The sequence below is a fragment of the Marinobacter sp. CA1 genome, assembly GCF_020546665.1.
In the GTDB taxonomy this organism is placed as follows: Bacteria; Pseudomonadota; Gammaproteobacteria; order Pseudomonadales; family Oleiphilaceae; genus Marinobacter; species Marinobacter xestospongiae.
On record NZ_CP071785.1, the window covers coordinates 1,521,288 to 1,546,091 of the forward strand.

Genomic DNA, 24,804 nt, shown 5'->3' on the forward strand with positions numbered 1-24,804 from the left:
AATTCAGATGCTATCGTTAAAGCATAGATTCCGGTTCTTCCAGCAGGGTTACCACTATGAAAGTCGCCGTATTCAACACCAAGCCCTATGAGCAGGAGATCTTCGAGCAGCTCAACGAAGATCATCAACTGACGTTTCTGGAGCCGCATCTGAATGCCACCACGGCTTCCCTGGCGGCAGGGTATCCGGCGGTGTGTGCGTTTGTGAACGACGATCTTTCCGGGCCGGTGCTGGAGCAGTTGGCGGCGGCTGGTACCCGGGTGGTGGCGTTGCGATCCGCCGGGTTCAATAACGTGGACCTGGCGGTGGCGGAGCGGCTGGGTATCCCGGTGCTGCGGGTGCCGGCCTATTCACCCTATGCGGTGGCCGAGCATACCGTGGCGTTGATGCTGTCGCTCAATCGCAACCTCCATCGCGCCTACGCCCGGGTCCGGGAGGGCAACTTTGCGTTGCAGGGGCTGATGGGGTTTGATTTTCACGGTCGCACGGCGGGCATTGTGGGTACCGGCAAGATTGGCCGGGTGCTGGCCCGTATTCTCACCGGGTTTGGTATGACGGTGCTGGCAACGGACCCCTATCCCCATGACGAGTGCCTCAGCCTGGGGGTGCGCTACGTGGAGCTGGAGGAACTGCTGGCCAGGTCGGATGTGGTGTCCCTGCATTGTCCGTTGACGCCGGAAAGCCGTCACCTGATCAACGAAGCGGCGATCGCGCAGATGAAGCCGGGCGTCATGCTGATCAACACCAGCCGGGGTGCACTGATTGACAGCCGGGCAGTGATCGCCGGCCTGAAATCCGGCCGGATTGGTCACCTCGGGCTGGACGTCTATGAGGAGGAAGCCGATCTGTTTTTTGAGGACCTGTCCGACCAGGTCATCCAGGACGATGTTTTCAGCCGCCTGCTGACCTTCCCCAATGTGGTGATCACCGCGCATCAGGCGTTCTTTACCCGCAACGCCCTGGAAAACATTGTCTCGACCACGCTGGCCAACCTCGACGAGTTCGACCGCACCGGCGAGTGTGGCAACCGGGTGATTCAGTCACAGGTGGCCGGGTAGTCCGGTCACCTGTGCCCAGTTGCTCAGCCAGCCCCCTCAGAAGCTGACCTTGCCATCGCTGATGTCCTGCTCCAGTGCCGGAGTCACCAGGGTGTATTCTTGGGTTCTCGGCAGCCAGACGTACACATCATCCTCCGCTTTGGCGGTGCTGTAGCCCAGTTTCTGGATGTCGACTTTGCGGTACTTGAAGGTGCCGGTTTTCTCGATGCCGTCGGTCACCCGGATGAAGACGGGCACCGCATAAGCTGGCAGGTTGTCGTTGAGGTAGACGAACAGTGCCTGGATGTCGAATGACGCGCCGCCGTTCTGGGGCACCAGGGTGACCATGCCGGCTTTGCCGTTGGTGTGGGGAATTTCGACGCCGTAGACGATGGCTTCTTCCACCATGCCGGAGCCGTCAATGATGTTTTCAACCTCGGTGGTGGAAACGTTCTCGCCCTTCCAACGGAAAGTGTCGCCCATGCGATCGACGAACTGCAGGTGGCGGAAGCCAATCTCCTTCAGCACGTCACCGGTGTTGAACCATTCGTCACCCTTCTTGAAGGCGTCGCGGAGAATGGATTTCTCGGTGGCTTCTTTCTGGGTATAGCCCTCAAACGACCACTTCTTGGTGATTTCTCCGATCAGTAGACCGGGGTCCCCGGGTGCGACCTCTTCCATGAAACCCTGATCGTTGCGGATCGGGTCGCGGGTACCCTCGTGGAACTTCACCAGTTTGTAGGGCGCGGTGGAGAAGCCCACGGTGTTGTCCATGTTGAAGAAGTTGCTGAAGCCGATGTTGCCCTCACTGGAGGCGTACAGCTCGGCCACGGTATCGATACCAAAGCGTTCCTTGAACGGTTTCCAGATGGAAGGTCGCAGGCCGTTGCCGATCATTTTGGTGAGGGTGTGGTGGCGGTCCTGGTCGCTGGCAGGCTGGTTCAGCAGGTAGCGGCACAGCTCGCCGACGTAGCCGAAGGTGGTGGCCTGGTAGCGGCGGATGTCGTCCCAGAACGCGCTGGCGGAGAACTTGCGCCGCAGGGCAATGGCCGAGCCACCGGCCAGCACCGAGCCCCAGCACACCAGCAGCGCGGTGCCGTGGTACAGGGGCAGGGTGCAGTAGAGCACATCCTCCGGCTCCATGTTCAGGGACATCAGCCCGAAGCCGCCATAGGCCTTGATGAATTTGCGATGGGAACCGGGAGCCGCCTTCGGCAGCCCGGTGGTGCCGGAGGTAAACAGGTAGATGGCGGTATCACCCAGGGTGGGCGGGTCCAGTACCACCGGGTCGACACCACGGAAGCCGCTCACCTGCTCCGCCAGGTTGGCGTAGCCTTCAGGGGCATCGCCAAACACGTTGAGGGTGTTGGCATCCGCGAGGAACTGGAACGGCTGCGGATGGTCCAGCTGGAGCTCGTCCCGTACGCCGTCGAAGGCGTCGGTGAGTTCCTCGCCCACCACCACCATCTTGGGTTCGATCAGGTTGATGCTGTGAGCCAGTACCTTACCTTTCTGGGAGGTGTTCAGCATGGCGCAGGCCACACCAATCTTGGCGGCGCCGGCAACCACCGCCAGCAGTTCCGGGCGGTTTTCCAGGAACACCGCAATGGCGTCTCCTTTCTGCAGGCCCTGGACGCGGAAGAAGTGGGCATAGCGGTTGGCCCACTCATTGAAGTCGCCCCAGCTGATGCGGAAGTCATCGCTGAGAATGGCCGGCCGGTTGCGGTAACGCCGGGCATTGCGTTCAATCAGCGTGCCCAGGGTCAGGGGCTTCTGGTCGTCCTTGACTGAGTAGTAGTAGAAGCCCCGGGCAATGGTGGGAAAGCGCCGCAGAATGCCAGGCAGACTGCGGACAAGGTCACGTGCGGAAACGGTATGTTCGGTCATACGATCATCCAGTTGGTACGTTGTTATTGGTATGTGCCCGGAAGATCGACGCTTCCGGGTCAGTCCAGGAACAGGTCCGGCAGCAACGGTTTGCTGCCGTCGCCATACCGGTAATGCTCAAAGTCGGTGATGCCATCCTGTCGCAGCAGGTCCTCGTCGATCAGCGCCTGGCCGGTGAGCGAGTGGTCACCGCGGCACAGGATGCTGAGCGCCGCATCGGCCATGATCTCGGGCTTGCGGCCCTGGGCCATCATCTGTGGGCCGCCCACTTCGAACTCGATGGCGGCGGTGGCAATCAGGGTTTTCGGCCACAGCGCGTTGACGGCGATGCCATGGCTGCGGAATTCCTCGGCCATGCCCAGGGTCAACATGGTCATGGCGTACTTGGTGGTGGTGTAGGGGCCATACTGGGCAAACCACTTGGGTGCCAGGTTCAGTGGCGGCGACAGGCTGAGGATGTGGGCCTGGTCGGACTGCTTCAGCCACGGCAACGCCGCCTGGCTGCAGGTGAATACCGCGCGGGCGTTGACCTGGTGCATCAGGTCGTAACGGCTGGGCTTGAGCTTCTCGACGCCCTGCAGGCGGATCGCGCCGGCGTTGTTGACCAGCATGTCGAGACCGCCAAAGTGCTCCGCGGCCTCATCGATGCGGGCTTTGACCATGGCGTCGTCCCGCACATCCAGCACCAGTGGCAGGGCCTGGCCGCCGGCCTCACGCACTTCCTCCGCGACCGAGTGAATGGTGCCCGGCAGCTTCGGGTGCGGGGTGTCGGACTTGGCGGCAATCACCACGTTGGCGCCTTCCCGGGCGCAGGCGAGGGCGATGGCGCGGCCGATGCCACGGCTGCCCCCGGTGATAAAAACGGTTCGGTTGGTCAGTCGGCTCATTGTTCGGATTCCTTCGATGCGTGTGTGTCGTCACTGTCCGTGGGGGTGATCTCTACCAGCAGTTGCTGTCGGCGGACCTGGTCGCCCTGGCGGGTGTGGATGCCGGCCACCTGGCCGTCCCGATCGGCTTTGACCGGATGCTCCATTTTCATGGCCTCCAGGATCACCACGACATCCCCCTGGCGGACGGTTTGTCCCTCCGTTACCGGGACGTCGACAATGGCGCCGTCCATGGTGGCCAGGATGCGTCCGGAGCCTGACAGGGCATCCACATCCGGCGGCTGATGGGTACGGTCGCGGAATCGGGCCGACTGCCCGAACGCCTGCAAATATAGGTGATCCCCCGAACGCTGATATTGGCAATGTTGACGTACCCCATTGTCGATATAGCCTAGCTCACCGTTTGCGACGGTCAGGATGCTCAACTGGTACTGGTCGTCGCCCAGGGTGACGGTGAGCTGATCCTGCTGACGCCGGACCAGTAACTCGTAGTGGGCGTCATCGGTGGCCAGCCGCATCGGTGTTACCGTAGCCAGGGCGTTGCTCCAGCCCTGCTGGTCCGGGTTGTCGCTGAGGATGGCGGCCGCCAGTGCCAGTTGTTTCAGTGACGGCTCCGCTGTGTTCAGTGACGGATCGTCTGCGAAGTGCTGCGTCAGGAACGCGGTGGTGGCTTCGCCGGCGCCGAATACGTCGTGGTCAATCAGTCGGCTCAGGAAGTAGCGGTTGGTGGTGACGCCGAACACCCGGGTGTCTTCCAGCGCCCGAACCAGCCGGCGACGGGCCTGGTCCCGATCCTGTCCCCAGGCAATGACCTTGGCGAGCATGGGGTCGTAGTGGGGGGTGACGGTATCGCCGCTGCAGATGCCACTGTCGACCCGGATGCCTTCGCCACGGGCCGGTTCGAACAGCGACAGGTGACCGGTCTGGGGGGTGAACTGGTTGGCCGGGTCTTCGGCGTACAGCCGCACCTCAATGGCGTGACCGTTCAGGGTGATCTGGTCCTGGCTCAGGGGCAGGGGGGCGCCCTCGGCGACCGCCAGTTGCCAGGCCACCAGGTCCTGGCCGGTCACCAGTTCGGTGACCGGGTGCTCCACCTGCAGGCGGGTGTTCATCTCCAGGAAGTAGAAGTTGCGCTCCCGGTCCACCAGAAACTCCACGGTGCCGGCACCGCGATACTGACAGGCCAGGGCCGCCTGAACCGCCGCCTTCCCCATGGCCTCTCGCAGTTCCGGAGTCACGAACGGTGAGGGCGCTTCTTCCACCACTTTTTGGTGCCGGCGCTGGATGGAGCAGTCCCGCTCGCCCAGGTAGACGGCATTGCCATGGTCGTCGGCAAACATCTGGATCTCGATGTGGCGGGGTTCGATAACCGCTTTCTCCAGAATCAGCTCGTCATCACCAAAGGCCTGCTTGGCTTCTGACCGGGCGCGGGCAATGTTGTCCGCCAGCTCTGATTCCTGATGCACCAGCCGCATGCCTCGGCCACCACCACCGGCAGAGGCCTTAATCATCAGTGGGTAGCCGATGTCACGGGCGGCGGCGATCAGTTCCTCGTCGCTGGCGTTGTCGCCCTCAAAGCCGGGCACCACTGGTACACCGGCGGCCTGCATGGCGATCTTGGAGCGGCGCTTGCTGCCCATCAGTTCAATGGCGGCAGCGGGTGGGCCCACGAACACCAGGCCGGCGTCGGTGCAGGCGTTGGCAAAATCGGCGTTCTCCGACAGGAAACCATAGCCGGGGTGAACGCAGTCCGCGCCGGTCTTGCGGGCGGCCTCCAGAATGGCATCGGCACGGAGGTAGGAGGCGGCCACCGGGGCCGGGCCGATATGAACGGCCTCGTCAGCGGCTTTCACGTGCAGCGACTGGGCGTCGGCGTCCGAGTACACCGCCACCGTTCGGTAGCCGAGGGCACGGGCAGTGCGGATGACCCGCACCGCAATTTCGCCGCGGTTGGCGACTAGCAGTTTCTTCAGCATGGCGAGTCCTCAGTGTTGGTCGTCCGGGCCGGTTTCAGCCCAGGCGGGTGGACGTTTCTGCATGAACGCCATCGTGCCTTCGGCGCCCTCGCTGCCGCGGACCGCGGCCGCAAACTGCTCGGCGGCGTCGTCCAGCAGGCTGTGCATCGGTTCCTTGCCGACCCGGTGCAGCAGTTGTTTGGTGTTGGCGGTTGCCGCTGGAGCGCAGTGGCGAACCCGATCCAGAGCCTCGGTGATGGCGTCGTTGAGCGCTGTCTCATCGGCGCAGAGCTGATGCACCAGGCCCAGCCGTACCGCCTCTTCGCCATCAATGCGCAGCCCCAGCAGGGCCAGGCGTCGGGTCTGGGTCAGGCCAATGCGCTCCACCACAAACGGCGCGATCTGAGCCGGAATCACCCCCAGGCTGGTCTCCGGCAGGCCAAACCGGACGCTGGGGCCGGCGATGGCCACATCTGACACGCAGGCGAGGCCGAAGCCTCCCCCCATCACGGCCCCTTCCAGCACGGCGATCACCACCTTGGCGGATTCGTTGACCTGCTGGATCATATGGCCGAAGGCACGATTGAGGCGGTAGAACGGGTCCTGCTCGCCGTCACCGGCCGGCTGGCTGCGGGCGCCCGCCATGTCCTTGATGTCGCCGCCGGCGCAGAAGTGGCCTTCGCTGCCCCGCAACACCACCGCGCGAATCGAATCGTCAGCGTTGATCTGGGTAAACACAGTGGCCAGTTCCGCCACCATCTGCAGGCTCATGGCGTTGCGGGCCTGGGGCCGGTTCAGGGTCACCAGCAGGGCATGGCCCTGGCGAGCCAGGGTCAGGGTTTCGCAATGGGGTAGGTCTGTCATGGCTGTTCTCCCGTGGCCTGGCGCCGGTTACTTTTTCTTGCCGGGCAGGGTGCCCATCATTTTGCAGATAATGCCGAGCATGATTTCGTCAGCACCGCCGCCGATGGACACCAGCCGAACGTCCCGGAAGGCCCGGGCCACCGGGTTGTCCCACATGTAACCCATGCCGCCCCAGTACTGCAGGCAGCTGTCGGTGACTTCGCGGCCAAGACGGCCGGCCTTGAGCTTGGCCATGGAGGCCAGGCGGGTGACGTCCTTGCCTTCAATGTGCAGCTCGCAGGCCTGGTAGGTGAGGGCGCGCAGGGCCTCGACTTCGGTTTGCAGCTCGGCCAGGCGGAAATGAATGACCTGGTTGTCGATCAGCGGCTGACCGAAGGTCTTGCGCTCGCGGCAGTACTCAATGGTTTTGTCGATGCAGCTCTCCAGCGCCTTGATCACGTTGGCCGCGCCCCACATGCGTTCCTCCTGGAACTGCAGCATCTGCATCATGAAGCCGGTACCCTCGGCGCCAATACGGTTGCGTTGGGGCACCCGGACATCGTCAAAGAATACCTGCGCGGTTTCCGACGACCGCATGCCGAGCTTGTCCAGGTGGGTGCTGAAGCTGATGCCGGGGGAGTTCATTGGCACGATGATCAGCGACTTGTTCTTGTGCACCGAATCGTCCGAGGTGTTGGCCAGCAGGCAGATGAAGTCGGACTGTGGCGAATTGGTGATCCACATCTTGGAGCCGTTTATGACGTAGTCCTCGCCGTCCTTGCGGGCTGTTGTCTTGAGGCCCGCCACGTCGGAACCGGCGCCGACCTCGCTGACGCCGATGCAGCCGACCATGTCGCCGGCGATGGCCGGGGCCAGGTAGTCCCGCTTCAGTTCATCGGAACCAAAGCGCGCCAGGGCCGGGGTGCACATATCGGTTTGCACACCGATGGACAGCGGTACGCCACCACACAGCGCCAGGCCGAATTCTTCAGCCGCCACCAGGTTGTAGCTGTAGTCCAGCCCCATACCGCCATATTCCTCCGGCTTCTGGATGCCCAGCAGGCCCAGGTTGCCCAGTTTCTTGAACAGGTCATGGATGGGGTATTCGCCGGCTTTCTCCCACTCATCGCAGTGGGGGTTGATCTCTTTCTCGACAAAATCGCGGACGGTCTTGCGCAGGGCGTTGTGTTCGGCGGTGAATTTCATGGTTCTCTCCGTGTGTTCGGTTATCAATCTTGTTGTCAATGAGATACTGGGTGCTTGCGGGCAGCTCTTTGCCCGCTGCCCGGTTGGCCCGCATTAAAGCCGTGCGACACCAAAGCTGTTAGGGCGAAGTGGCCTGGCCTCTGCCTCTCGGCACACCGACAGCGCCAGTGCCAGCACTCGCCGGGTATCCCGGGGATCGATCAGGCCGTCGTCCCACAGGCGGGCGGTGCCAAACAGGGCGGTGGAGCCTTCCTCCAGTTTTTTGGCGGTGGCCTGTTCGAGGAACGACAGTGTTTTTTCGTCCGGCTCAACGCCACTGCGCCGCTGTTTGTCCTCGGCGACAATCCGCATCACCTTGCCGGCCTGGGCCGGTCCCATGACCGCTGTGCGGCTGTTGGGCCAGGCGAAAATGAAGCGAGGGTCGAGGCCGCGGCCACACATGGCGTAGTTGCCGGCACCGTAAGAGCCACCCACCACCACGGCGATCTTGGGCACCCGGCAGTTGGCGACGGCCTGGATCATCTTCGAGCCGTGTTTGATGATGCCGTTCTGCTCGGCATGGGTGCCCACCATGAAGCCGGTGGTGTTGTGAAGGAACAGCAGTGGCGTACCGGCCTGGTCGCAAAGCTGGATGAACTGCGCCGCCTTGGTGGCGCCGTCCGGGGTGATCGGGCCGTTGTTGCCGATCACCCCCACCGAGTGGCCTTCAATGCGGATGGTGCCGCAGACGGTCTGGTCATCCAGGTTGTTCTTGAAGTCCATGAAGCGGGAGCCGTCGGCAATCCGGGCGATAATCTCGCGAACATCGTAGGGGCGTTTGGCGTCGGACGGTACGACGCCGATCAGTTCCTCCGGCGAAAGCTGGGGCTCCTCCCAGCTGGGCTCCTGGCGGGCGGGCAGCTGTTCGTTCCAGGGCAGGGACGCGAGGATGTTGCGGGCGTAGCGAATGCCATCGGCATCGTCCTCTGCCAGGTATTCGGCAGTGCCGGCGACCTGGGCGTGCATTTCGGCGCCACCCAGTTCTTCGTCGGTGGCGACTTCCCCGGTGGCGGCCTTCAGCAGCGGCGGCCCGGCGAGGAACATCTTGGCCTTGTTACGCACTGCGATCACGTAATCCGACAGCCCGGGCTGGTAGGCACCGCCGGCGGTGGCGTTGCCGTGGACCACGGTTACCTGGGGAATGCCGGCGGCGGACATGCGCGCCTGGTTGGCGAAGCCGCGGGCGCCGAGCACAAAGATGTCGGTGGCGTAGTTGAGGTTGGCGCCTCCGCTCTCGGACAGTGACACCACCGGCAGTTTGTTCTCCATGGCGATCTGTTGCAGCCGCAGGGTCTTGTCCAGTCCGGCGGGGGTAATGGTGCCGCCCTTGATGGCGCTGTTACTGGCAACCACCAGGCAGCGAATGCCACTGACGCTGCCGATACCGGCAATGATGCCGCCGCCGGCCATGCTGCCATCCTTGTCATCGTGCATCTTGTAGCCGGCTAGGGAACACAGCTCCAGAAACGGGGTGCCCCGATCCAGCAGCCGGTTGATGCGGTCCCGTGGCAGCAGTTTGCCGCGTTTGGTGAATTTCTCCCGGGCTGACTCGGCCAGGTCGAGCACTTTCTGTTCCACCTCACGCCAGGTCTGGATATGGCCTTCCATGACCTCGGCGTTGTCGCGGAACTCGTCAGACTCCGGGGTGAGGGTGCTGGTCAGTACTTCCATCGGGTTGCTCCTCAGTCGTCGCTGAGCACTTTTGGTGTGCTGCTGCGATGGAAACCGTTGAAAGGCTCGTTGTTGTTGGCGTCTGGCAGTGGCCAGATCGGTGAGCCCTGGGAGGCGCCGCCGTCGATGCGCAGGCAGTCGCCGTTGATGAAGGCTGCCCCCGGGCTGAGCAGGAAGCAGATGGCGGCACTGATCTCCGCCTCGGTACCCATGCGTTTGAGCGGCACGTGGGTGGCAAGGTTGCGAATCCAGTCCCGCATCGCCGCCGGGTAATTGTCCATGCCGCTGGAGGCGATCCAGCCCGGCGCGACGGCGTTGACCCGGACTCCGGAGTGACCCCATTCATAGGCGGCGGTCTGGGTGAAGTTGACCATGCCGGCACGGGCTGCGCCGGAGTGTCCCATACCCGGCATACCGCCCCACATGTCGGCGACAATGTTGACGATGGCGCCCCCGGATTTCGACAGCGCCTGGGTATAGGCCTCACGGGCCATCAGGAAGCCACCGGTAAGATTGGTGCGGACGACGGTTTCCCAGCCTTTCTGGTTGATGCCGGTTAGCGGCGAGGGGAACTGGCCACCGGCGTTGTTGACCACTGCGTGAAGGCCGCCGTGTTCCTGGATGATGGCTTTGACCGTGGCGCTGACAGACTCCTCCTCGCGGATATCGCAGACGTGGGCGCTGGCAACGCCGCCGTCTTCTTCAATCTCCGCTTTAACGGCTTCCACCTTCTCGGCCTTGCGACCGACCAACGCCACCCGGGCGCCCAGAGAGGCAAGTTCATGGGCGGTGCAGCGACCGATGCCGGAGCCGCCCCCGGTAACAATGACGGTCTGGCCTTCGAACAGGCCGGGACGAAGTACGGATTGATAGCTCATCAGTGGCTTCCTTTTTTCACAACGGCGGACGCAATGGGAACCGGGATTTCAAGTAACTGCTGGGCAAAGGCCTTGCCCTGGGGATCGATGCGCAGGCTGGCGACACCGCCGCCGCCCAGGCTGTGCTCCAGCAGGAAGTTGAAGGCATTGAGGCCCGGCAGTGCCCAGCGCAGCACGCGGCCGGTGTCCGGGTTCAGGGTGTGTGCCATCCACTCCGCGACCCGCTGCTCTGTGAGGGCTGCGGCGATGTAGGGCGCGTACTCGGCGCGGCGGGCGATCACACCGATGTTGCTGTGGTCGCCCTTATCGCCACTGCGGGCCCAGGCCAGATCGATCAGGCGTACTTCGGTATCGGTAGCCGGCGCAGCGATGGTCAGGTCGTCGTCTGGCAAGGTGGCGGGATCGAAGCCGCCAGCGGTGTCCACGGCAATCGGGGTGATCTCACCGTTCAGGTCGACGGTGACCGTCACGGAGGTTTTGGCAACCAGGCAGGAGTACAGCCGAATCTTCGGCCATACCGTCGGCCGGCCCCCGACGATGCCGGTGAGCCCCGGCGCCATGCCGGTCGCGGCCTGGGCAATCTCGCGGGAGAACAGTACCAGGGCCTCTTTCTTGGCATGGGCAACGCTGATCTTCACCACCACCTCGCGGCATTGTCCGCCCTGATCGTGGGGGCCGTAGGTGGCCTCGGTGCCGAGCAGTTCAACATGGGTGTCGGCGTAGGGGGGCAGGTCCCGTTGCTCGAACATCCGGCCGGTCTTGGCCAGGATGGCGTTGGCGACCCGCTCGGCCTTGGCGGGGGCATCGATACCGGCCAGCAGGAAGGTGACGGTGCACTTGAAGCCATCGGGCCAGGTACCGGACACCTTGTAGCTGTCTGTGGGTTTGCGCCCCCGGGCTCCGCTGACCCGGACCCGGTCCGGTCCCTGCTGCTCCAGTTGGACCTGGGTGAAATCGCAACTGACGTCGGGCAACAGGTAGGCGCGGGGATCGCCGATTTCGTAAACCAGCTGCTCGGCAACGGTACCGTAGGTAACCTGGCCGCCGGTGTCGTCGGGTTTGGTGATCACCACGTCGCCGTCGGCAGACACCTCGGCAATCGGGAAGCCCATGTCTTCATAGCCGTCGGCGACCTGTTGCCAGTCGGTAAAGTTGCCACCAGTGGCCTGGGCACCGCATTCCAGCAGGTGGCCGGCCAGGCTACCCTGGGCCAGCCGATCGTAGTCGTCCCACTGCCAGCCGAATTCGTGCACCAGTGGTGCCAGCACCAGCGCGCTGTCGGCCACCCGACCGGTGATTACGATGTCCGCGCCCTGGGCCAGTGCGGCCACCAGTCCCGGAGCGCCCAGGTAGGCGTTGAGACTGACCATCATCGCGGGCATCGGTGCGCCGGTAGCCAGCTCGGTGGTGCCGGCGTCGGCCAGGGCTTTCTTCTGGGGCAGCAGGTCATCACCCAGGACAAGGGCAATCTTCAGCTCGATGCCGGCCTTGTCGCAAAGCGCCTGCAGGGCATCGCGACAGGCTACCGGGTTGACCCCGCCAGCGTTGCTGAGCACGCGGATGCCTTTTGCCTTGATGTCGGCCAGCAGTGGGCCCATCACCGTCTGCACGAAATCCCGGGCATAGCCTGCGCCCGGGTCTTTCATCTTCTGACCAGCCATGATCGACATGGTGATTTCAGCCAGATAGTCGGAGACCAGGTAATCAATGTTGCCCTTGCTGACGAGCTGTCGGGCGGCGGTTTCGGTATCGCCCCAGAAGGCGGCGGAGCAGCCGATGCGAACGGTGCCGGGATTGGTTGGATCTGCCATGGCTTGTTGTCCTTTCCTGACAGTGGAGTGACGAGGTGCCGAACGTCCCGACGCTCTGGTTTGTAGCGGCCGGGGGTGGCGTGAAGGCAGCCTTGTCGATTGTTGTGCTGGCAAGATACCAAGCAAGCGCTTGGTTTGTAAATAGGCCGAATCCGGGTAAACTAGGGGATCTGCCCCGAATCGACCGGAATTGCCTGTGAACCAAGACACCATCCTCAAGACTCTGATTGCCGACAACGTTGTTTCCGACCCCGCCAGCGCCCGTGGGCGCCTGCTGAAAGAAGCCGCCAAACTGTTCCGTGACAAAGGCTATGAACGCACCACGGTGCGTGATCTGGCGGCCGCGGTCGGAATTCAGTCCGGCAGCCTGTTTCATCACTTCCGCTCCAAGGAAGACATTCTCAAGGCGGTGATGGTGGAAACCATCCAGCTCAACACCGCCCTGATGCGGGCTGCCGTGGAGGCGGCGGACAGTCATGAAGACAAGCTGAGGGCACTGATCCGGGCGGAGCTGGAGTCGGTGCTGGGGCAGACCGGTGAGGCCATGGCGGTGCTGGTGTTCGAATGGCGCAGCCTGTCTGATGGCGCTCAGGCCGAGGTGCTGGCGTTGCGGGACATCTACGAGCAGCTGTGGCTGGATGTGCTGGCAACGCTGGCGGAAGCGGGAGCGATCAAGGCCGATGCATTTGTGGTCCGTCGATTGCTGACTGGCGCCCTGAGCTGGACTATTACCTGGTACCGTTCGGACGGTGGCATGGACCTGGCGGAGCTGACCGATCAGGTGATGCTCACCCTGGCGGTCTCTCACTGAGTTTTACTTTTATATGGTACGTTTGTACCACTGCTGATTTGTGCTTCAACTGATTGTTATTTATTGCTTTATTGATGAATGTCAAACCCGTTGGTGAAGGGCCATTGGCCTCATCGGCATGATTTTTGGGCATTAGAGCCATTTCTGTCGGACAAGGTTCGTCGCATCCTCTGCACTGTGAAAATCAACCTATAAGAACAATGCAGACACGGGGCGAACCATGACTTCCTCCTTGCTCAATCTGACCGAAACCATCCGCGGCAGCCGTCTTTCCTGCGCCTGGCTCCGTGGCGGGGTGCTGTCCGCCCTCACTGTCCTGGCCGGCTGCTCGGTCAACCCGATCTATTCCACCACCGGTATTGTGCTGTCGAACTACTCCGAGGGCGAGGCGACGCCTTACGTGTTGCAGATGGAAGACTCCCATCTGGCCTGCAGCCTCGGCGAGGGAGTGGACCCGTTGCTGTATTCGTTCTCCCGGGTGACGGATGCGCCCGACAGCACCGGTTCCCTGCTGATGCTGCTGGCGGCGAACTGCTCCGAACAGCGCGCCTGGGAAGAAGAGTTGCGCTACCTGCGGGCGGACTATCAGGGTGATGTGCCGGCGGCCAAGGATGCCCGCGAAGCCATGAAGCGCCTCAATGCCGAGATTGCCACCCGCCGTTATGAGGCCTTCCTGCGGGCGATGCGGGCCTACGACTACGATCCTTCGCTGGACAATCCCGCCTGCCCGGATCTCTCAACCGAGCAGGACGAACTGACCTTCCTGTTGGGCCTGCTGACTGGCATGCAGGCCATCGTCAACGATGCCAACTCCGGCGCCATGGCCGGCGTTCCCCGTAACATTGCACCTCAGGCCGAGCGTGCGGCCCAGTGTCTGGACAACCAGCAATGGGCCGGTCTGCCCAACGCGGTGCGGGCACTGGTGTGGCTGCTGATTCCCGACACTCAGCCTGCCGGCGCGCAAGACCCGTGGCAGGTCTTCGCCGACAGTGCCCGGTTGGGGGTCGACAATGGCATGCGCATTTCAATGGCTCTTGAGGCAGTGGCGGCAGAGACCTTCGGTCGCCCGGACGTGCTGGAAACGGTGCTGGCACGCTTTGCCGATTCCGAGAGTGGTTTTGAGGTACGGGAAGACTACCGCCTGGTGGATTCGGTCGCCGGTGAGGTGGTGCAGTTCATCTCCGACAAGCACTGGACGGCCAACTATGGCTACCGCACCCCCCAGCGCTACTTCGGCCAGCTGAGCGAGCAGAGCCAGCAGGCGCCGGCGGAAGTGATGGACCTGGAAGGACTGTTGTAATCCGGCCACGGCCGGACCGAACACGCGGCTGAATCAGCCTGAGAATCTCTACGACAAGCATAACAATGACCCGGAGGTCACCCATGATCCGTAAATTCCTTGCTGCCCTTACCCTGTCCCTGGTAACGCCGCTGGCTGCTGCCCAGGAGCCGGTGCGGATGTGCGTGTTTGACGTCATCGGTGCCAATGGCGATGTCTTTAACATGGTCAAGGACTACGCCCTCGAGATGAAGAGCCACGGTGTCGACTTTGAACTGCGTCCCTACACCGATGAAGGCGTCGCGGTCGGGGATTTCTCCTCCGGTCAATGCGATGCGGTTGCTGCAACCGACCTGCGGATTCGTCCGTTCAACCGGTTTACCGGCAGTGTCAGTGCGGTGGGCGCGATCCCCACCTACGATGACCTGCGCACCCTGCTGGCGACCCTGGCCCAGCCCAAGGCGGCGCCGCTGATGAAGCAGGACGGTTATGAGGTTCTGGGGATTGTACCGGCGGGCGCCGGTTACCTGTTCGTCAACGACCGCTCCATCGATACCGCCGGTGAACTGGCGGGCAAGCGGATGGCGACACTGGATTACCAGAAGGACGCCATCCACATGGTGAACTACGTCAAGGCTACGGTGGTGCCGTCGGACATCACTAACTTTGCCGGCAAGTTCAACAACGGGTCGGTGGATACCGCCTACGCACCCGCTTTCGCCTATGAGGCGCTGGAGCTGTACAAGGGCATCGGCGATACCGGTGGCATTGTCGATTACCCGCTGGCCCAGCTGACCATCCAGATCATCGCCCGTGATGAGGTGCTGGATGACGCCACTGCCCAGCAGGCGCGGGAAGTGGCGTGGGGCATGTACGGCCAGGCCATGGATCTGGTGTCGCGTCTGGAGAGTGCCATTCCCGAGGACAAGTGGATCAACATTCCCGCCAACGATGTGCAGGGCTATCAGGAAATGTTCCGTGAGAACCGCCTGCAACTGCGGGACGGCGTCAACGGAGCCGAGCAGGTCTACCATCCCAAGATGATGAGCCTGCTGAGTAAAATCCGCTGCGCCAGCAATCCGGCCGCCTCGGAGTGCACCGCCGGCAACCGCGAATAAATGTTCGGTATTTGATAATAAGACCAAAGGGCTGAACCTCCATGATCTCCCGCGTACTGTCGACCGCCCGGACCACCACGTTGTATCCCATGCATCGCTTGCATGGGATGGTCCTGCTGCTGCTCCTGCTGTTCACCCTGCTGCTGGGGATGGGCAATTCGCTTCACAGCCGGTTGCTGTGGGTGGGTGAGCAGACCTGGCCCAACTACTACCTGCTCAATCCGGACGCCACCGCGCCGGAGTGCGATCTCAGCATGGATGTGGACACCGAGGTGCAGCGCCGGCTCGACGCCTACAAGCCCGATCCGGATGATCTGTTCAGCTCGCCGCCCAATGCCTCTGCCCTGCGGGAATCCCTGCAGCGCAACCTGGCACTGTGCGAGCAGAAGTTTGCCGCCTTCGAGGAAAACCAGAAGCACGCCACCCCGGCACTGGCGGCCTTCAAGACCGTGGAGCAGGGGCTGGCGGATTTCCTGCTGGATAACATCGACCTGATGAAATACCTGTTCATCGCGATGTTCGCGATGGCCGCGGCGGTGTCTGCCCTGGACGCCGATCACATTGCCCTGCGGTTGCCCCGGAACCGCTCGGAGTGGCGATTGAGTCAGGGTGTCCAGTTGCTGACCAACGGTCTGATGGTGGCGTCCCTGCAATCCTACGCCGGCCGGCTCAGCACGACACCTGGCTCGGAAGATGTTGCTGCCCTGCAGCTGGCCTGGACGCTGGTGTTCGGGCTGTTTATGGTGATCAACGCCGTGCGGCTGCTGTGGGTGCCGGAACGCATGCGCGCTGGCGGTCTCAATGCCTCCTCCCCGCTGGTGATCCCGCTCTACTGTGCCATGGGGCTGATCGCCATGAGTTACTTCTTCTTCGTGGACGGTTACAGCTCGGGTCTGGCGATCTATTTCGGCATGATGAGCAACCTGTCGTCGATGTTCATCAACATCGGTCTCTACGTGCTGGTGGGTATGGCCCTCAAGCAGACCCGGCTGCCGGAGCTGCTGATCAACGTCATCAAGCCGTTCCAGTTGCCGGCGCCGTTGCTGGCGTCGGTGATGATCTTTGCCACCGCATTCCCCACCGCGTTCACCGGGGCGTCCGGCATCTTCATCCTGGCCGTGGGTGGAGTGGTCTATGACGAACTGCGCCGTGCCGGCGCCGGGCGTCAGTTGTCGCTGGCAACCACCGCGATGTCCGGCAGCCTGGGTGTGGTGCTCAACCCCTGTCTGCTGATCGTTGTGGTCGCTGCGCTTAACAAGGAAGTGACCACCTCGGAACTCTATGGCTGGGGTTTCTGGGTGTTCCTGATGTCCGCCTGTCTGTTCTCCTTTGTCGTCTGCAAGACCGAGGGTAACTGGAAGCCCAAGCCCCGACCGGGTGCCCTGCGGGAATCCATGGCCCAGCTGCGTCCGTTGTTGCCCTATGCCGTGGTGGCCGGTCTGGTGATCCTGGCGGTCTGGCTGCTGCTGGACCTGCGTTTCAACGAGTACAGCGCGCCGCTGATTCTGCCGCTGGTGATGCTGGCGCTGGTCTTGCTGGATGCGGACAAGGATAACCGTGATGACGGCCAGTCCCGCGGAGGTGCCTTCTGGTCCCGCAGTACCGCGGCAGCCAGCGACTCGGCGGTGCACATTGGCGCGCTGCTGGCGCTGATCGGGTTCTCGATCTGTCTGGGCGGGATTCTTGAGCGTTCGGAGATCGTTCACGCCATCTTCCCTGAGCATCTGGACAACCCCTGGCTGGTGATGCTGGTGGTGGTGTTCATGCTGACCTTTATCGGCATGGTGATGGACCCGTTCGGCGCGGTGATCCTGGTCTCTGCCACCATCGCCCAGGCGGCCATCAACCTGGGGATCGATCCACTGCATTTCTGGATCGTCTGTCTGGTGGCCTTTGAGTTGGGCTACCTGAGCCCGCCGGTGGCGCTCAATCATCTGTTGACCCGGCAGGTGGTCGGGGAGACCGAAGTGCTTGCAGCCGAGCGCACCGGTTCCTTCTGGCACCGCTACGAGCGCCTGTTGCTGCCACTGCTGGTGATGGCCACAACGCTGCTTTTGGTCGCCTTCATTCCCATGTTCTTCTACGCCCTGTGAGGCACTGAGCGGTCTCAACCCTGGCCGGTTCCGGGAAGTTCGGACTACGGAACCGGCGCCTTGCGCTCTGCCGCCCTATTCAGGGCGGCTTTTTTATGAGCGAATTCTGCCGTACGCTCGTATCCTGAAAAGGGTGGTTTGTGGCTGGAGGTGAATAGCCAATGATTTCCGGGACAGAGATCGGCAGATTTAAGGCGTTGGCGGTGTTGGCAGCTTCTCTGGTGCTGTTCGCCTGTGGCGGAGGCGGTGGCAGTAGTGACAATGGCGGCGACGACGGGGGTGATGGCGGTGATGGAGGCGGCGACGCACCGTCAGGTCCGGCGTTGTCCGGTACCATCACCATTGAAAGTCGCACCCGGGTGGACTCCGATACCGCCGATGACAGCCGCACCGGCACCGCCGTGGAGAACGATCCCGTGGCATTGGCCCAGTGGCTCCCCGAGACCGGTACGGTGGGCGGCTACCTCAGTGCCACCGCGGGGGTGTATCCCGATGACGGCCTGAACGGCCCGGTGTTTTCCTACAATCAGGACACCATTGACAGCTTTCGAATTCGGTTGAATGACGGTGACCGGGTGGTGTTGCAGGTGTTTGCTGCCAGTCCGGTGGACCCGGAGGTGGCGATGATCATATCGCCGCCATCGGGGGGCGATATCTGCGGCAATGACTGCTTTGGGCCGCCGCCGTTCAGCCATCAGGTGTCGCTGCCTGATGGCGAGACGGTTGAGCATGTAGTGCGCATTGGCGCTGCCGGTGGCGGTCCGTTTCGCTATGTATTGACGGTGTCTGCCGAAGGCACCCAGGCAACGTCGGCGGCGTTCCCCGAGCCGGCGCTGGTTGAGGATGAGGCAATTGTGGTGATGGACACGGCCACCGCCGCAGCGCAGGGCGCGAGGCCACTTCGCTCGGCGGCAGCCGGTGGCCCGGACTACCGTCCCCTGGCCCCTGGCGTGTGGGCGGTTACCCGGCCGCAAACAGCGACCTTGCGCAGCCAGTCAGTGGATCGGCGGGAGGACACCGTGGCGTGGATTCGCTCGCTGCAGCAACAGCCGGGGGTCCGGTTGGCGGAGCCCAACTACCGTTATCGCAGCCTGGCGGTGAATCCCGGTAACGACAGCCTTTACCGCCTGCAGTGGCATTACCCGCTGATCAGCCTGCCTGTCGCCTGGCAGTCCGCGCCCAATGGTGGCCAGGGCGTTGGGGTGGCGGTGATGGACACCGGTCTTTTCAGTAGCCAGCCCGCCAGTTATGGCAACTGGCATCCGGACCTGGCTGCCAACGTTATCGGATTCAGCGGCGAGATCCTGGACTTTGTCTCTGGCGAGCTCGACATCGATACCGAGGACAATCAGCAGCGCGACGTCAACCCGGCAGACCCCGGCGACGGCCGAAGCCAGGCCAGCAACTTCCATGGCACCCACGTCGCCGGCATCGTGGCCGGAGTGGACAACCAGCAGGGCATCGTCGGAGTCGCGCCAAAATCCACCCTGTATCCGGTCCGGGTGCTGGGCCGTGACGGCTCCGGAAGCACCGCGGATCTGGTGGCAGCGCTGAACTGGGCCGCTACCCGCAGCGATGTCGATGTGATCAACCTGAGCCTGGGCGGCTCCGCACCCAGCGACACTCTGCGCCAGGCCATTGACCGGGCCCACAACGCCGGCAAACTGGTGGTTGCTGCGGCCGGTAACGAGGGCATCGACCAGCTGACCTATCCGGCCGCGTTCGAGCGCGTGGTGGGTGTTGGCGCAGTGGACGGGGCCAAGGTGCGGGCGTCCTACTCCAATATTGGTGGGTCGGTGGATCTGGTCGCTCCGGGCGGGGATGCAACCCGTGATGCCAACCTGGATGGTGACGCCGATCTGATCATCAGTGCCTGGGGCGACGATTCCCAGGGGCGTTTCGAACCGATGTACGCCGGCCTGCAGGGGACTTCCATGGCGGCGCCTCATGTCAGCGGTGTCTATGCCCTGATGAAGGGGGCTGCCCAGGACCAGGGGCTGGACGTTACGCCGGACGACTTTTTTGCCATGCTGGCCAGCGGCGAACTGACCGATCCCCTTGGCAACCGCACGGAATACGGCGCCGGGCTGATCAACGCGGTCAAAGCGGTGGATGCGGCCCTGGCTGGCGCGACCCCGGTGGTGCTGGCGGCGGAGCCGTCGTCGCTGCAGTTCAGCGAGGCCCGGGCGACCCAGACCCTGAACCTGACGGTGTATCCTTCCGGCCAGCCGGTAACGGTGCAGTCGGTGGCCAGTGTCCCCGGCTGGCTGTCACTGTCGCCGCAACTGGTGGTGGGGCAGGTGCCACCGGAAACCCTACAGGTATCGGTGGATCTTGATCAGCTGAATCAGGACACCAGCTACGCCACCGAACTGGCCTTTAGCTACGACGCCGCCGGCCAGCAGCGCGAGCTGGCGGTGCCGATCACGGTGCGCCGTGTTGACCCGGAAGATCAGCGGGATGCCGGCCGTCACTACGTGCTACTGGTGGACCCGGACGATGAGGTGGAGACCCAGCAGGCGGTGGTAGTTGTCAGCAACGGCCAGTACCAGTTTGAGTTTGCGGATGCCGCGCTCGGGGAGTATCTGCTGGTGGCAGGGACGGACATCGACAATAATGGCCTGATCTGTGAGAACGGTGAAGCCTGCGCCGAGTATCCGGTCATTGGCTTGCCGGAGCCGGTGGCGATTGGTGAGGCACCGGTCAGTGGCGTGGTGATGAACACCGGCTTCCGGCGGCCGACCCTGTCGGAGATGGGCCTGCCGCGGTACGGCTTCAAGGGCTACCGGGTGCCTCGTCCAACGCAGATGGCCATCAAACATTATCAGGGAGGAACACCATGAGAAACTGGTCCACTGCCGCGTTGGGCGTGGCCCTGGCGGGGCTGCTGGGTGGCTGCGCGTTGTCCGAAGACTCGGTGGCGGTAAATACATCGCCAGCCCAAGAGGTGGCCGCCTCCCTGCACTGCGGATTGACTGCCCCCGGCGCAGTGCTGGTACAGAGCCGGGAAGACCTCCAGCGTCTCGCCAGTGTGCCGGGCATGAACCTGGATCTGGGCAGCCTGCCGACAGAGAACCTGCAACAGCAGCCGCTGGTGGTGGTATCACAGGGCCAGAAACCGACTGCCGGTTACTCGGTATCCCTCAAAGCGGCCGGGCTGAACGGCGATCGGCTGCTGCTGGCTATGGCCATTTCTGAACCCAGGGCGGATGCCATGGTGGCTCAGGTGCTGACCACCCCGTGTGTGGTGGTGGCGGTGACGGCGGAGGGCTGGCAGACCCTGACAGTCGAGGGCCAGGGCTTGCCGGAGATTACTCGCCAGCGCAGCGCTGATACAAACAACCGTTGATCTTTGCCGGCAAATCCCTAAGCTAGGTAGCCTCAGAAAATGCTCTCCTGGTGGTGCCGAGGCACACGCCAGGTGAGCTTGTGGCGTACCGCCGTCCCATCCGTTGGCCACAGCTGCCAACCCGTTGCAAAATCGCCTCCGGAGTTGCTCCTCACCTATGAGCCAGAAAGAATACAACGCTGATGCCATTGAAGTCCTGAGTGGCCTTGACCCGGTTCGCAAGCGGCCTGGCATGTACACCGAAACCAGTCGCCCGAACCACCTTGCCCAGGAAGTGATCGATAACAGTGTCGATGAGGCCCTCGCCGGGCACGCCCGCCGTATTGATGTCACCCTGTACAGCGATGGTTCTCTCAGTGTTGAGGATGACGGTCGCGGTATGCCGGTCGACATCCACAAGGAAGAGGGACTGCCCGGGGTTGAGCTGATCCTGACCCGGCTCCACGCCGGCGGCAAGTTTTCCCAGGGCAACTACAACTTTTCCGGTGGCTTGCACGGGGTCGGTGTGTCTGTGGTGAACGCCCTCTCCAAGACCCTGGAAGTGACCATCAAACGGGATGGCCAGGTCCACCGGATGACCTTCGCCGACGGCGAAAAGGCATCAGATCTGACGGTGGTGGATACCGTTGGCAAGCGCAATACCGGTACCCGGCTGCACTTTCTACCGGACGCTTCCTACTTTGATTCTCCCAAGTTCTCAGTCAGTCGCTTGCGTCACAACCTGCGGGCCAAGGCGGTGCTGTGTCCCGGTCTGACGGTCACTTTCCTGCAGGAAGCCACCGGCGAGAAAGACGAGTGGTACTACGAAGACGGCCTGCGAGACTACCTGCGCACCGCCCTGGCGGACATCGAGGCGGTGCCGCTGGACCCGTTCACCGGGAGCTTCTCGGGCAACACCGAAGAGGTTGACTGGGCCCTGCAATGGCTGCCGGAAGGCGGCGAAGCGGTGACCGAGAGCTACGTCAACCTGATTCCCACCGCCCAGGGAGGCACCCACGTCAACGGCCTGCGGACCGGCCTGCTGGAGGCCATGCGGGAATTCTGTGAGTTCCGCAACCTGCTGCCGCGAGGAGTGAAACTGTCGCCGGAAGACATCTGGGAGCGCTGCAGCTACGTGTTGTCGTTCAAGATGCAGGACCCGCAGTTCTCCGGCCAGACCAAGGAGCGGCTGTCGTCCCGGGAAGCGGCGGCGTTTATCTCCGGTGTGGTGAAGGACGCGTTCAGCCTCTGGCTCAACCAGCACACCGACGTGGCCGAAGCGCTGGCGGAACTGTTCATCAGCAACGCCCAGCGACGTCTGCGAGCCAGCAAGAAAGTGGCCCGCAAGAAGGTGACCTCGGGACCGGCACTGCCTGGCAAACTGGCGGACTGTTCCGGCGCCGATACCAACCGCTCCGAGCTGTTCCTGGTGGAAGGGGATTCGGCCGGCGGCTCCGCCAAACAGGCCCGCGACCGGGAGTTTCAGGCGGTGATGCCGCTGCGGGGCAAGATCCTCAATACCTGGGAGGTGGATTCCGGCGAGATCCTGGCGTCCCAGGAAGTTCACGACATTGCCGTGGCCATTGGCGTTGATCCCAGCTCGGACCAGCTTGATGGGCTGCGGTACAACAAGATCTGTATCCTCGCGGATGCGGATTCTGATGGTCTTCACATTGCCACCCTGCTGTGCGCGCTATTCGTCAAGCACTTCCGTCCGCTGGTGGCCGCCGGCCACGTGTTTGTGGCGATGCCGCCATTGTACCGGGTGGATCTGGGCAAGGAGACCTTCTACGCCCTCGATGAACACGAGAAGCAGGGCATCCTCGACCGGCTGGAGGCGGAGAAGCGCCGTGGCAAGATACAGGTCACCCGCTTCAAGGGCTTGGGCGAGATGAACCCGCTGCAACTGCGGGAGACCACCATGGCGCCGGATACCCGCCGACTGGTGATGCTGACTCTGGAAGAGGGCGATGAGACCGATGAGCGGATGGACATGCTGCTCGGCAAGAAGCGCGCCTCGGACCGGCGCAACTGGCTGGAAAGCTATGGCAACCTGGCGGACCTGACGGTGTAACCGTCGGGCCTGCCGGTTTATTCTTTTCGGTGCTTTAAAAAGCAGCCTTTATTCTTTCTCCCCAAAATTCATCTTCGCTATCCTTGCCCTTTTCCAGACTGGATCGATCGGATGGACTGGCAGGGCTGGTTTTCCCTGGGCCTTGCGGGCCTGGCGTTGATAATCATGGTTACCGGACGTGTGGCTCCGCACCTGGTCATGCTGGGTGTGATGGTGCTGCTCAGTGTCAGCGGTATCATTGACGCCAACCTGGCCCTGGCCGGGTTCAGTAACACTGGCCTGATTACTGTGGTGGCAATGTTCGTGGTGGCCGCCGGTATTCATCATTCCGGTGGCGTCGACCTGGTGGTCCAGCATCTGCTGCGCTCTCCCCGCAGCGTACGTTCCGCCCAGGCACGCATCGCGGTGCCGGTGTCGCTGCTCAGTGGATTTCTCAATAACACCCCGGTGGTGGCCACCATGATTCCGGCGGTGCATGCCTGGTCCCGCAAGATCGGCATTTCCCCCTCCAAGCTGATGATGCCGTTGAGCTATTCCGCCATTCTCGGTGGTACCCTGACGCTCATTGGCACCAGCACCAACCTGGTGGTGAACGGTCAGTATCAGCAGCTGACCGGTGAGGCCGGGTTCTCGGTGTTCTCAATTACGGCGGTCGGTTTGCCGGTGGCGGTGATTGGTCTGGCCGCGATGCTGCTGGTGTTGCCGCGGATGCTGCCGGATCGCAAGGATCAGCAGAAGTTCGGCTCGATGCGTGAGTTCACCCTGGAGGTGGCGGTGGCGTTTGACGGGCCGCTGGTGGGCAAGAGTGTTGGCGAGGCCGGGCTGCGGGAGCTTGAGCGACTGTATCTGGTGGAAATTGAGCGGGATGGCAGCGTGGTGACGGCAGTGCCGTCGGAAGAGCGGCTGTGTGGCGGCGATCGCCTGGTTTTCGCCGGCGATACCCAGGCGATCTCGGATCTGCTGCGGATCAATGGCATAGTACCGTCCGTTCACGACGATGAGCCCTCTCTCAGCAAAGACCGTGCTGAGCGCTGCCTGGTGGAAGCGGCCCTGTCACCGCAATCCGATGTGCTGGGCCTGACCATCCGGGACGCCCGCTTCCGGGATCGCTACGGCGCGGTGGTGCTGGCGGTGGCCCGTGGCGGTGAACGGGTGTCGGGCAACCTGGGAAATATACGTCTACGCCCGGGGGATGTTCTTTTGCTGGAGGCGCGACCGGCCTTTATCAGTCGCCAGCGTTACAACAAGGATTTTCTGCTGATCAATGACTTGGGGACCGAAACCCCTCGTCATGACCGTGCCTATGTGTCCTGGGGCATCCTGGTGGTGCTGGTGGGTGCTGCCGCCCTGGGCTGGCTGTCGATGCTCAATGCGGCGCTGCTGGGTGCCGGTCTGATGATTGCCACCGGCTGTTGCTCGGTGGGACAGGCCCAGAAGGCGGTGGATGTGCCGGTGATACTGACCATCGCGTCGTCTTTTGCGCTCGGCGGTGCGCTGCAGGTAACCGGTGCGGCGGAGCTGGTGGCTGCACAGATACTTTCTGTCAGTGCTGGCCACCCGTTGCTGACCATTCTGCTGGTCTATCTGGCGGTTTCTGTGCTCACAGAGGTGATTACCAACAACGCCGCCGCAGTGCTGATGATCCCTATTGTGCTGTCGATGACGGCCAGTCTCGGCGTCGAGTCGGAGCCGTTTGTGATTGCCGTGATGATGGCGGCGTCGGCCAGCTTTGCAACACCACTGGGGTACCAGACCAACACCATGGTGTTCGGCCCCGGCGGCTATCGGTTCATGGATTTCGTGCGCATTGGCCTGCCGTTCAACATCTTTGTCGGGTTGGTGACCGTGGTGGTGATCGCGCTGGTGTACCAGGTGCCCTGGTAAGTA

Annotated in this window: 17 protein-coding genes; 9 read left to right on the forward strand and 8 right to left on the reverse strand. The window is 62.9% G+C overall.

The window, feature by feature from the left end:
• Positions 1-56 precede the first annotated feature (56 nt).
• A complete protein-coding gene (locus tag J2887_RS07155) occupies positions 57-1,058 on the forward strand; it encodes a 2-hydroxyacid dehydrogenase (protein WP_227175297.1) in 1,002 nt (333 codons plus the stop codon).
• A 36-nt stretch (positions 1,059-1,094) separates the two neighbouring features.
• Here J2887_RS07155 and J2887_RS07160 read toward each other — a convergent pair whose 3' ends face one another.
• From J2887_RS07160 to J2887_RS07195, 8 genes are all read right to left on the reverse strand, one after another.
• Positions 1,095-2,924: a long-chain-acyl-CoA synthetase gene (locus J2887_RS07160; protein WP_227175298.1), complete on the reverse strand. Its 1,830-nt coding sequence runs from the start codon at positions 2,922-2,924 to the stop codon at positions 1,095-1,097.
• A 59-nt stretch (positions 2,925-2,983) separates the two neighbouring features.
• Positions 2,984-3,811, reverse strand: coding sequence for an SDR family oxidoreductase (locus tag J2887_RS07165; RefSeq protein ID WP_227175299.1), 828 nt, complete (start codon positions 3,809-3,811; stop codon positions 2,984-2,986).
• The gene (locus J2887_RS07170; RefSeq protein WP_227175300.1) at positions 3,808-5,787 is read right to left on the reverse strand and encodes an acetyl/propionyl/methylcrotonyl-CoA carboxylase subunit alpha; all 1,980 of its coding nucleotides are present in this window, start codon (positions 5,785-5,787) and stop codon (positions 3,808-3,810) included. The genes J2887_RS07165 and J2887_RS07170 overlap by 4 nt, the downstream gene beginning before the upstream one ends.
• A gap of 9 nt (positions 5,788-5,796) precedes the next feature.
• Positions 5,797-6,630, reverse strand: coding sequence for an enoyl-CoA hydratase/isomerase family protein (locus J2887_RS07175; RefSeq protein WP_227175301.1), 834 nt, complete (start codon positions 6,628-6,630; stop codon positions 5,797-5,799).
• 27 nt (positions 6,631-6,657) lie between these two features.
• Positions 6,658-7,815, reverse strand: coding sequence for a citronellyl-CoA dehydrogenase (gene atuD, locus J2887_RS07180; protein WP_227175302.1), 1,158 nt, complete (start codon positions 7,813-7,815; stop codon positions 6,658-6,660).
• 93 nt (positions 7,816-7,908) lie between these two features.
• A complete protein-coding gene (locus J2887_RS07185) occupies positions 7,909-9,525 on the reverse strand; it encodes an acyl-CoA carboxylase subunit beta (protein ID WP_227175303.1) in 1,617 nt (538 codons plus the stop codon).
• Positions 9,526-9,536: 11 nt separating this feature from the next.
• Positions 9,537-10,403 carry an SDR family oxidoreductase gene (locus tag J2887_RS07190; RefSeq protein ID WP_227175304.1) on the reverse strand — a complete coding sequence of 289 codons (867 nt, stop codon included), beginning with the start codon at positions 10,401-10,403 and terminating at the stop codon, positions 9,537-9,539.
• A complete protein-coding gene (locus tag J2887_RS07195; protein WP_227175305.1) occupies positions 10,403-12,214 on the reverse strand; it encodes an acyclic terpene utilization AtuA family protein in 1,812 nt (603 codons plus the stop codon). The genes J2887_RS07190 and J2887_RS07195 overlap by 1 nt, the downstream gene beginning before the upstream one ends.
• Positions 12,215-12,410: 196 nt before the next feature.
• Between J2887_RS07195 and J2887_RS07200 the strand changes: the two genes are divergently transcribed.
• The 8 genes from J2887_RS07200 (at position 12,411) to J2887_RS07235 (ending at position 24,801) form a co-directional block, all read left to right on the forward strand.
• Positions 12,411-13,025 (forward strand): TetR/AcrR family transcriptional regulator, encoded by a 615-nt coding sequence (locus J2887_RS07200; RefSeq protein WP_227175306.1) that lies wholly within the window; start codon positions 12,411-12,413, stop codon positions 13,023-13,025.
• Positions 13,026-13,245: 220 nt separating this feature from the next.
• Positions 13,246-14,325, forward strand: coding sequence for a hypothetical protein (locus J2887_RS07205; protein WP_227175307.1), 1,080 nt, complete (start codon positions 13,246-13,248; stop codon positions 14,323-14,325).
• An 83-nt stretch (positions 14,326-14,408) separates the two neighbouring features.
• On the forward strand, positions 14,409-15,422 hold the full coding sequence (locus J2887_RS07210) for a putative solute-binding protein (protein ID WP_227175308.1): 1,014 nt from the start codon (positions 14,409-14,411) through the stop codon (positions 15,420-15,422).
• A 41-nt stretch (positions 15,423-15,463) separates the two neighbouring features.
• Positions 15,464-17,515: a TRAP transporter large permease subunit gene (locus J2887_RS07215; protein WP_227175309.1), complete on the forward strand. Its 2,052-nt coding sequence runs from the start codon at positions 15,464-15,466 to the stop codon at positions 17,513-17,515.
• 161 nt (positions 17,516-17,676) lie between these two features.
• Positions 17,677-20,358 (forward strand): S8 family peptidase, encoded by a 2,682-nt coding sequence (locus J2887_RS07220; protein ID WP_227175310.1) that lies wholly within the window; start codon positions 17,677-17,679, stop codon positions 20,356-20,358.
• Positions 20,355-20,864 carry a protease complex subunit PrcB family protein gene (locus J2887_RS07225; protein WP_227175311.1) on the forward strand — a complete coding sequence of 170 codons (510 nt, stop codon included), beginning with the start codon at positions 20,355-20,357 and terminating at the stop codon, positions 20,862-20,864. Before J2887_RS07220 ends, J2887_RS07225 begins: the two co-directional genes overlap by 4 nt.
• Before the next feature lie 157 nt (positions 20,865-21,021).
• The gene (gene parE, locus J2887_RS07230; protein WP_227175312.1) at positions 21,022-22,917 is read left to right on the forward strand and encodes a DNA topoisomerase IV subunit B; all 1,896 of its coding nucleotides are present in this window, start codon (positions 21,022-21,024) and stop codon (positions 22,915-22,917) included.
• Positions 22,918-23,028: 111 nt separating this feature from the next.
• A complete protein-coding gene (locus J2887_RS07235; RefSeq protein ID WP_227175313.1) occupies positions 23,029-24,801 on the forward strand; it encodes an SLC13 family permease in 1,773 nt (590 codons plus the stop codon).
• Positions 24,802-24,804: the final 3 nt, after the last annotated feature.

Bases quoted from the DNA above. Each gene is read 5' to 3' on its own strand.
- J2887_RS07210 (WP_227175308.1), top strand. From the start codon at position 14,409: ATGATCCGTAAATTCCTTGCTGCCCTTACCCTGTCCCTGGTAACGCCG.
- J2887_RS07170 (WP_227175300.1), bottom strand. From the start codon at position 5,787: ATGCTGAAGAAACTGCTAGTCGCCAACCGCGGCGAAATTGCGGTGCGG.
- J2887_RS07185 (WP_227175303.1), bottom strand. From the start codon at position 9,525: ATGGAAGTACTGACCAGCACCCTCACCCCGGAGTCTGACGAGTTCCGC.
- parE (WP_227175312.1), top strand. From the start codon at position 21,022: ATGAGCCAGAAAGAATACAACGCTGATGCCATTGAAGTCCTGAGTGGC.
- J2887_RS07175 (WP_227175301.1), bottom strand. From the start codon at position 6,630: ATGACAGACCTACCCCATTGCGAAACCCTGACCCTGGCTCGCCAGGGC.
- J2887_RS07165 (WP_227175299.1), bottom strand. From the start codon at position 3,811: ATGAGCCGACTGACCAACCGAACCGTTTTTATCACCGGGGGCAGCCGT.
- J2887_RS07225 (WP_227175311.1), top strand. From the start codon at position 20,355: ATGAGAAACTGGTCCACTGCCGCGTTGGGCGTGGCCCTGGCGGGGCTG.
- J2887_RS07205 (WP_227175307.1), top strand. From the start codon at position 13,246: ATGACTTCCTCCTTGCTCAATCTGACCGAAACCATCCGCGGCAGCCGT.
- J2887_RS07215 (WP_227175309.1), top strand. From the start codon at position 15,464: ATGATCTCCCGCGTACTGTCGACCGCCCGGACCACCACGTTGTATCCC.
- J2887_RS07160 (WP_227175298.1), bottom strand. From the start codon at position 2,924: ATGACCGAACATACCGTTTCCGCACGTGACCTTGTCCGCAGTCTGCCT.
- J2887_RS07195 (WP_227175305.1), bottom strand. From the start codon at position 12,214: ATGGCAGATCCAACCAATCCCGGCACCGTTCGCATCGGCTGCTCCGCC.
- J2887_RS07190 (WP_227175304.1), bottom strand. From the start codon at position 10,403: ATGAGCTATCAATCCGTACTTCGTCCCGGCCTGTTCGAAGGCCAGACC.
- J2887_RS07235 (WP_227175313.1), top strand. From the start codon at position 23,029: ATGGACTGGCAGGGCTGGTTTTCCCTGGGCCTTGCGGGCCTGGCGTTG.
- atuD (WP_227175302.1), bottom strand. From the start codon at position 7,815: ATGAAATTCACCGCCGAACACAACGCCCTGCGCAAGACCGTCCGCGAT.
- J2887_RS07155 (WP_227175297.1), top strand. From the start codon at position 57: ATGAAAGTCGCCGTATTCAACACCAAGCCCTATGAGCAGGAGATCTTC.
- J2887_RS07220 (WP_227175310.1), top strand. From the start codon at position 17,677: ATGATTTCCGGGACAGAGATCGGCAGATTTAAGGCGTTGGCGGTGTTG.